We start from the raw sequence: 8,686 nt of genomic DNA, 5'->3' as shown, positions 1-8,686 counted from the left end.
CCGCCGCCACCGCCACCGCCCTCAATACCATCCCCGGCGTCGTCGAAAACGGCATCTTCCTCGCCTTCCCCCGCACCGTCCGCACCGTGCTTCTCGGTCATGAGGATGGGGTGGATATGGTGGAGGTTTAGGCCCACCGCACGAATGTCCCGTCATCTTGACGCCTGATCGCTTTGACGCCAAAAACAACCTATGGATTTGGACTATTTCTTGGACCGCTGGTCGGGCCGAGAAGGTGGTGCTGAACGCGCGAATTATCAGGCGTTTTTAAGTGAGTTGACGGAAGTGCTTGGGGTGGCGAGGCCAGACCCTTCTGCGGCAACGACTGAGCTGAATGACTATGTATTTGAGCGGGCTGTCCGGCCTGTAGGGCAACCTAATGCCCAGCCAAAGCGCATTGATTTGTACAAGCGCGATCATTTCATCCTCGAAGCCAAGCAGAGCCGCTGGCGCGTGGATAATGCCAAATATGTGCCCAATTATGAGCAACTCACCCTGCCTGCCTTAGAGGCCACACCTGCCATAACGCGCAAGCCTGCTTGGGATGCTCTGATGCGCAACGCCTTCACCCAAGCGTGCGATTACGTCGCCATGTTGCCACCCGATCATAAGGCCCCGCCCTTTCTGATCGTGGCTGATGTGGGCCGCTGCCTCGATATTTATGCCGACTGGACGGGCACAGGCCGGGGCTATTCCTCTTTTCCAGACCGCTTGAACAACCGCATCCTGCTGGAAGACTTACGCGATGAAGATGTTCGCAGGCGTTTGGCCGCGATCTGGACGGACCCGCACAGCCTGAACCCCGCAACGCGCGCGGCCTATGCCACGCGCGAGATCGCGACCCGATTGGCAGAGGTCTCCAAGTCGCTTGAGGCCAAGGCCTTTGCGGCAGAGGATGTGGCCCTATTCCTGATGCGCTGCATCTTCACCATGTTTGCCGAAGATGTCGCGCTTTTACCGCCCAAAAGCTTCACCGATCTTTTGACCCGCAGCCTGGAAAAGCCCGAGCGCTTTGCCCGCAATTTGAAGGATTTGTGGGAGGCGATGGATAAAGGCGGCGATAGCCTCGCGATTGATGCCAAGGTGCGCCATTTTAACGGTGGCCTGTTTGCCTCAACCACGGTTTTTGAATTGGAAAAGGCCGAAATTGGTGAGCTTCTAGCCGCAGCAAAGAAGAATTGGCGCGAGGTGGAGCCTGCAATTTTCGGCACCTTGTTGGAACAAGCCCTCGACCCAAAAGAACGGGCACGATTGGGGGCCCATTTCACCCCGCGCCCCTATGTTGAGCGCGTCATTGAAGAAACCATTATGGGCCCGCTAAAGCGCGATTGGGACGCGACTCTCCGCAAAGCAGAACAAGCCAAGTCCGATGGCTTTGACGGGCGTGCGACGGAACTGGTGCGCGCTTTTCATCATGAGCTGTGCAGCTTGCGGGTGCTCGACCCCGCCTGTGGCACCGGCAATTTTCTCTATGTCGCCTTAGACTTGATGAAGCGCTTAGAGGGCGAGGTCCTCAATGCGATGGAGGAATTGGGCGGGCAAGAGGGCTTGGCCTTCTTGAAGGGCGAGGGTGTGACGCCAGATCAATTCTTAGGACTAGAACTCAACCCGCGCGCGGCCAGTATTGCTGAGCTTGTTTTGTGGCTGGGCCATTTGCAGCAGCATTACCGCAACCGCGAGGGCCATCCGGCAGAGCCGATCCTGCAGGCCTTTGGCAATATCACCAAAATGGATGCGGTGCTGACCTGGGATGGCTTTCCCATTCCCCAGGTCAAGGACGGGCAAGAATTCTATCCAAATCCACGCCAACCCGCTTGGCCAGAGGCAGACTTTATTGTTGGCAATCCGCCGTTCATTGGGGGCAAGGATATTCGTGCCCAATTGGGCGGGGCTTATTGCGAGGCCTTGTGGAAAGCCCATCCGGCCATGAATGATAGCGCGGATTTGGTGATGTATTGGTGGGACCGCGCCGCCCAACTTCTGACCGCCCCCAAAACTCGCCTGCGCCGCTTTGGCTTTGTGACTACCAATTCCATCACCCAAGTGTTTCAGCGCCGCGTGGTGGAGCGCCATTTGGCGACCAAGTCGCCTTTATCGATCGTCTTTGCCATTGGCGATCATCCTTGGACCAAAGCTACTAAGGATGCTGCCAGTGTGCGCATCGCCATGACGGTGGCCGAAGCGGGCAATCATGACGGTAAAGTCCTGACCGTGACACAGGAATTGGGCCTCGACAGCGACACCCCGCAAATCCAGTTTCATACCCAGCATGGACGGGTGAATCCTGATCTGACGATTGGGGTGGACTTGAGCAAAGCGCTGGCTTTGCGGGCAAATGAGGGTTTAGCTAGTCGCGGGGTGGCCTTGCATGGAAGCGGCTTCATCGTAACGCCAAAAGAAGCCCAACTCTTGGGACTTGGCACCCGCTCGGGCCTTGAGAAGCACATCCGGCCTTATCGCAATGGCCGGGATATTATGGGGCGATCCCGTGATGTGATGGTGATTGATTGTGAAGGACTAAGTGAAGAAGAGGTAAGGCAGACCTATCCAGAAGTGTTTCAGCATCTTCTGGTCAAGGTTAAGCCTGAGCGGGATTTGAATAACGAAGAATATCGACGCAAACATTGGTGGTTATTTGGAAGAAAGCACACAGATCTAAGAGCCTTTTTGCATGGCTTGCCCCGCTATATCGTGACCGTGGAGACCTCCAAGCATCGCGTTTTCCAATTCTTGGATGCCGAGATTTTGCCGGATAACAAGCTTCTGGCGATTGGCTGCGATGGACCAGAAGTATTGGGCGTGCTGTCTAGTCGTATCCATTTTGATTGGTACATTGCCAACTCGGGCATGCTGGGCGTCTATGACCGTGAAGCGGTTTATGTAAAATCCCGCTGCTTCGACCCCTTCCCATTCCCCGATGCCACCCCTGAACAACAAGCCATGATTGGCGCGATTGCCGAAGAATTGGACGCGACGCGTAAGGCGGCTTTGGCGGAAAATCCGGATTTGACGCTGACTGGCCTCTATAATCTCTTGGAAAAGGTGCAAGCCTTGTCCTCCCCCGTTGCACGGGGGAGGGGGACCGCGCGAAGCGTGGTGGAGGGGGGATCGCCACCCGCTTTGACGGCTGAAGAAGACGATCAAGCCAGACGGGGCCGCATACATATTCTTCGCCATTTGCATGAACGCTTGGATGCGGCGGTCGCCGAAGCCTATGGCTGGCCACATGATTTGAGCGAGCAAGAGGTGTTGGCGCGCCTTGTCGCCCTCAATCAAGAGCGCCGGGCTGAGGAAGCCAAAGGCCATGTCCGCTGGCTGCGGCCCGCCTTCCAAATCGGCCGCTTTGGCAGGCCCGGCGATACACGCACCACGGGGGAACTGGACTTGGGGCTACCCAGCCTGCCAAGCCCTTCGGGCTTGCCGACTTGGCCTAAGGACCGCGACTCCCAGCCCTTTGAAGTGGAAAGTGCGGTCCGTGATTTAGGGGCCGAAGTTACCGCAGCCCAATTGGCGCGGGTCTTCCGCGGCGGCGGCAAGCGCATCGAACCCCGCGTCAACCAAATCCTCCTGACCCTTGCCACCTATGGCCGCATCCAACGCACAGGCGAAGGTCGGTATCGGGCTTGAGAGATCGTGATGGAACTTGCTTTGAAGGAAATGAAATGTCGAACCGGAAAAATGATCTTGTATGCAAGCCCCTGTTCGACCTGAACTCCCCCCAGGCTGTTATCCGGTTTCGGGATTTGGCTGCGGCCTTTGACGCAAAACTTGCGGGGTCAAAGGAGGCCGCCCTTGCTCAGCTTCAGGCAGAAGGGGTTTTGGATGAAGACGGTAATCTGACAGAGTATTATGCCGAACAGTAAATGCATTTAGTTTTAGGGGGTGACGAGAAAAAGGTGTGGGCGGAGAGGGTGCAGGACGATGTCTGAAATGAACAGGCCTTTAGCCGCCGCTATGCGGGCGATGGCCGAGCGGGCATTGGACCCCCGCGAGCGCTTGGGCTTTCTGAAATCTGCTTGGGACCTCGATCCGACCAAACTGCATGTCTTGGAGCAGATCAAGGCCTTAGAGCGACAAATCCTTGATGAAACTTGTTACGTCGCGATCGAGCAAGCAATCATTGTCGGTGAGCCGTCAGCCCAGATTGAGGGCTGTCTCTATGTTCTGCAGCCGGACCGCAGTTTAAAGCCACTGGATGGGCAAGAGTTGAGGGCTTTCCATGAGCGACACCCAAACTTTGTCAAAAACTGGAGGCGCTAACCTCCCCCCATCCACATCCCCCACCTAGCAATCATCCACCCTGCGCCCTACATGGAAAGGCTCGACCTCTAACGAAAGCTGACCTTCCATGACTGACGCGACCGCCTATGATTTTGACTTATTTGTCATTGGTGCGGGCTCTGGGGGGGTGCGGGCGGCGCGGATGAGTGCGGCTTATGGGGCCAAGGTGGCGGTGGCGGAAGAATATCGCATTGGCGGAACCTGTGTGATCCGCGGCTGTGTGCCGAAAAAGCTTTTGATCTATGCTTCTGAATTTGGTCATGAAATGGCCGATATTGCCCCGGGCTATGGCTGGACGTTTGAGGGGGCAAAGTTTGACTGGCCGACGCTGCGCGACAATGTGGGCGCTGAAGTCGACCGTTTGAGCGGGATTTATGCGCGTAACTTACGCAATTCGGGCGTCACCATTATCGAAGCGCGCGCCGAAATCACCGGCCCCCACAGCGTGAAATTATCGACGGGCGAGACGGTGACCGCCAAGTTCATTCTGATTGCCACAGGCGGCAAACCCTATGTGCCGACCGAAGTGCCGGGGATTGAGCATGCGATCACCTCCAATGAAATCTTCCTGTTGGATGCGCTGCCTAAGTCGATCCTGATTGCCGGGGGCGGCTATATTGCCGTTGAGTTTGCGTTTTTGTTGAAGGGCTTGGGCGTTGATGTGACGCTGCTTTATCGCGGCGATACGGTGCTGCGCGGCTTTGATGATGATGTGCGCCTGCATGTGCATGGCGAATTGAAGCGCAAGGGCATTCGCGTGGTGACCCACACGGTCTTGGCCAGCGTGGAGAAGACTGAAACGGGCTTGGTGTCGCATTTGGTCAGTGGCCAAACGGTCAAGACCGAGGCTTTGATGCTGGCGGTGGGCCGCGACCCCTATAGCGATGGGCTGGGCTGTGAGAGCGTGGGCGTGGCGCGCGAGGCCAATGGCGCGATCAAGGTGGATGCCTTCTCCCAAACCTCTGTGCCCTCCATCTATGCGGTGGGCGATGTGACCAATCGGATGAATCTGACCCCGGTGGCGATCCGGGAAGGGGCGTGCTTTGCCGCCACCGTCTTTGGCGGCACGCCTATGGCCTTTGACCATGATACGATTGCCACCGCGGTCTTCTCCCAACCTCCAACGGGAACGGTTGGCCTGTCTGAAGCCGATGCGCGGGCAAAATATGGCCCGGTTGATATTTATAAGACCACCTTCCGGCCGATGCGCTATGTTATGCCCAATGACGAGACGCGCATGCTGATGAAGCTGATTGTGCGGCCTTCCGATGATGTGGTGATTGGCTGCCATATCGTTGGGCCTGACGCGGCAGAAATCATCCAAGCCGTTGGTATTGCGGTTAAACATGGGCTCACCAAGGCCCAGTTTGACGCGACCTGCGCCGTCCACCCCACGGTCGCCGAAGAGCTGGTGACGATGAAAGACAAGTGGGTTCCACCCATTTTATAGGCCAGAAGCCCGGCCTAAGCCTTTTTCTTTCTCTGTTAGGCAATCTGTAACCCCTGCCCATTACTGATGGGTAAGTTACCCTGTGCGTGCCCTATCCACACTGAAAGCCAGGCGAGGTGCCGATGCGCCCATCCCCGCAGAGCAAAGCTGCCCCGATCCTTTTGGCGGAGTCAAACCCGCAGATCCGCTCGGCTGTGCGCTCGATCCTATTGCATTACGGATTCAGCAATATCAATGAAGTGTCTGATTCTAAGGCATTTATCGATGCGGTCCGCTCGATCCCCTATCGGGCGATCTTGCTGGATTCTGGCATTCCTAATTTGGACTCGATCGCCATCACGCGGCTGATCCGTTCGGGCAAGTTGGGCGTCAATCGCATGTCTGCCATCATTCTTTTGGCCAGTCGCAGCGACATGACCTTTGTCTATGAGGCGCGCGAGGCAGGGGTAACTGAATTGGTGGCAAAGCCGTTTTCAAGCTCAGTCTTGCTGACGCGCTTGGTTGCAGCCCTCGAAAAGCCCCGACCCTTCATTTCCTCTGAAGGCTATAATGGTCCCTGCCGTCGCACCGGGCGCGTCAATCCCGATATTGAACCGCCAAAGCAGCGCCGAGAGGATAAGGTCCCGACGCGGATTGACGAATTGCTGGTCCTGCCGCGCCATACCCCTTAAGGAAGATCAGCCAAACAAAGCAATTGTCTGGCGGCAGGCTAAAAGGGGCTTGCCATCAGAGGCCCAGACATAGGAATTCTGGGCTGAATAGCCATCGGCAATCGCCTCGCTCTTTAAATGGGCGGCATGCCAGCCGTCAGGGCTTGAAAGATCGTCGGCCAAGAAATCCACCATCCAGGTCATGGTGCTTAAGGGTGTGAAACTGTCAAACAGGCTGAGGGCGGCGGGAGGCGGCGCATCGGCCAAGGCCAAAAGCGTGGCTTCAGCAAAATCCTCATGGCTATCAAGTGCTTTCAGCCACCAACAAATATCGGCATCTGGCGCACCCGATAGCGGGAGGCCACCTTTGGCAACCCGCATGTCGAAATGGTCGGTAAAATGCGGCAGCACCCGGTCCTTTGGCTTTGGGCGATAGACTTCATCGGGGCTGGGCAGGCTTGGCATGTCTAACAGGACTTGCCGCTTGGTCGAGACGCGGCTTGCCCCAAAGCAGAAGGTCGCATGCACGCCAAATCCGGCTTCGCTGCTTAAGTCAGCGGTGACAAAGGCGGCAGACTTGCCCTGCCTTAGGATGGTTGGGCGGATATGCACATCCCCGGCGCTGGGCCCCGCAAAGGCAATCAGGGCAGACCGCAAGGGGGGCAGGTCTGGAAAGGCCAGGCGGGTGGCATGCAGGCACAAGGCCGATGATATCCCGCCATAGAGGGTGCGGCCTTGCATCCAATCGGGTCCAACTGTGGTTTGATAGGTGCCGTCCTTCAGAACCATGCTGTTTAGCAAAGTATCAAAGCGGGTAGGGGCGGGTGTGTCGCTCATGCGGCTAAAGCTTCCTGTACTTGGCCTAAACGGTCCTTGCCAAAATAAAGTTCGCTGCCCACGAAGAAGCTGGGCACACCAAATACCCCGCGCGCGACGGCACTTTCGGTATTGGCAATCAGGGCAGCCTTAATTTCGGGCGCGGCCGTTGCGGCCATCAGGGCAGGGCCGTCTAGGCCTGCTTGGGTCAGAACCTGTTCGATCACAGCCACATCATCCATTTTCAATCCCTCTTCCCAAAAGCCTTTTAGCACGGCTTGCAAATAAGGCAGGCCGACGCCAGCGGCTTGGGCAGCGATCAGGCCGCGCTGGGCATGAATAGAGTTCAGCGGGAAGTGCGGGTTCATTTTAAACGCTGTCAGCTTGTGGCGCGCGATAAAGCGGCGCATCTCCAGCATCTCATAATCCAGCTTATTCTTGATGCCGCCAAAAGCCACCATGGGGGCTTGGTTGCCCGTGGCTTTGAAAATGCCACCCAACAGACAGGGTGTAATCACCAATTCTGCCCCGGTCGCCTCCAAAATTGGGCCTAAAGCATGATAGGCCAAATAGGCATTGGGGCTTGCAAAATCGAAGATGAATTCAAGCTGTTTCATGGTTTCCTCACCAGGTTTCACTGCCGGGCCGCAGATCTAATTCATGGGTCCAAGCGCATTTATTTTGGTTCCATAACCAGACCCAATTCTTGGCCGCCTCATCGACTTGGATGATATCGCCCTTGGCCAAGCGGGCCTCATAATCGGGCAATAAGCCTTTTATAAAGCTGCCTTCAACCATGCCGTCTAGGATCACATGGGCGACATGCAGGCCTTTGGGGCCTAATTCGCGCGCCATGCTTTGGGCTAAAGCGCGCAAGGCATGTTTGGCCCCGGCAAAGGCAGAAAAGCCCTCGCGCCCGCGAAAGCTTGCGGTGGCACCGGTAAAGATGATGGTGCCGCGTCCCCGCGGGCTCATCACGCGCGCCGCCTCGCGCCCAGCGACAAAGCCTGCAAAGGCTGCCATTTCCCAGACTTTTTGATAGACCCGCGAGGTGGTCTCTGTGATCGAAAAGCGCACATTGGCCCCGATATTGAAAGCCACGACTTCTAAATCGCCAATCTCGGCCTCAATCTTATTGATTAAAGCCACCATCGGTTCTTCCTCGCGCGCATCAATGCCAAAGGCATAAGCCGCTCCGCCCTGATCGCGGATGGACTGGGCCAAGGCCTCCAAGCTGTCGAGGTTGCGTGGGCGGCGCGTCATGCACACAATCAGGCCTTGGGCGGCAAAGGCGCGCGCAATGGCCCCTCCAAGGCCATCGCCAGCCCCTACCACCAGACAAACTTTCGCGCGCTCTTGGGTCATGCTTGCTTTTTCCTTGGCCAGACGCCTATAGTCAGTCCATAAACTAAACGCACTTAACGGGCGGCGCTGGTCAGCGTCAATCACCTCCGCAGCGTCAACTAAGAGAGTATTTGCATATGCGTTG

8 protein-coding genes are annotated in these 8,686 nt (G+C 56.8%); 5 read left to right on the top strand and 3 right to left on the bottom strand.

Features of this window, described 5'->3' with window-relative positions; genetic code table 11:
* Positions 1-192 precede the first annotated feature (192 nt).
* The 5 genes from IOB61_RS13420 to IOB61_RS13400 all read left to right on the top strand — a co-directional run bounded on the left by IOB61_RS13420 (position 193) and on the right by IOB61_RS13400 (position 6,402).
* Positions 193-3,627 (top strand): DNA methyltransferase, encoded by a 3,435-nt coding sequence (locus IOB61_RS13420; protein ID WP_290817663.1) that lies wholly within the window; start codon positions 193-195, stop codon positions 3,625-3,627.
* A gap of 35 nt (positions 3,628-3,662) precedes the next feature.
* Positions 3,663-3,863, top strand: coding sequence for a hypothetical protein (locus IOB61_RS13415; RefSeq protein WP_290817660.1), 201 nt, complete (start codon positions 3,663-3,665; stop codon positions 3,861-3,863).
* Positions 3,864-3,921: 58 nt separating this feature from the next.
* Positions 3,922-4,260, top strand: a complete 339-nt coding sequence (locus IOB61_RS13410) for a hypothetical protein (RefSeq protein ID WP_290817657.1) — start codon at positions 3,922-3,924, stop codon at positions 4,258-4,260.
* An 88-nt stretch (positions 4,261-4,348) separates the two neighbouring features.
* Positions 4,349-5,731, top strand: coding sequence for a glutathione-disulfide reductase (gor, locus tag IOB61_RS13405; protein WP_290817655.1), 1,383 nt, complete (start codon positions 4,349-4,351; stop codon positions 5,729-5,731).
* Between the two features lie 122 nt (positions 5,732-5,853).
* Positions 5,854-6,402 (top strand): response regulator, encoded by a 549-nt coding sequence (locus tag IOB61_RS13400; RefSeq protein ID WP_290817653.1) that lies wholly within the window; start codon positions 5,854-5,856, stop codon positions 6,400-6,402.
* A gap of 6 nt (positions 6,403-6,408) precedes the next feature.
* On the opposite strand, the gene IOB61_RS13395 is transcribed toward IOB61_RS13400, so the two are convergent.
* From IOB61_RS13395 to IOB61_RS13385, 3 genes are read right to left on the bottom strand one after another with little or no spacing between them, the layout of a single operon-like run.
* Positions 6,409-7,218, bottom strand: a complete 810-nt coding sequence (locus tag IOB61_RS13395) for a thioesterase family protein (RefSeq protein ID WP_290817650.1) — start codon at positions 7,216-7,218, stop codon at positions 6,409-6,411.
* Entirely contained in the window at positions 7,215-7,814 is a 600-nt protein-coding gene (locus tag IOB61_RS13390; protein ID WP_290817647.1) for a 2-hydroxychromene-2-carboxylate isomerase, read from the bottom strand. The genes IOB61_RS13395 and IOB61_RS13390 overlap by 4 nt, the downstream gene beginning before the upstream one ends.
* A gap of 7 nt (positions 7,815-7,821) precedes the next feature.
* Entirely contained in the window at positions 7,822-8,562 is a 741-nt protein-coding gene (locus IOB61_RS13385) for an SDR family NAD(P)-dependent oxidoreductase (protein WP_290817644.1), read from the bottom strand.
* Positions 8,563-8,686 lie beyond the last annotated feature (124 nt).

It is taken from the genome of Aquidulcibacter sp. (assembly GCF_020253525.1).
GTDB lineage: Bacteria > Pseudomonadota > Alphaproteobacteria > Caulobacterales > Aquidulcibacteraceae > Aquidulcibacter.
Note: the sequence above shows the minus strand (reverse complement) of the source record. Positions and strands in the feature narration are given on the sequence as shown.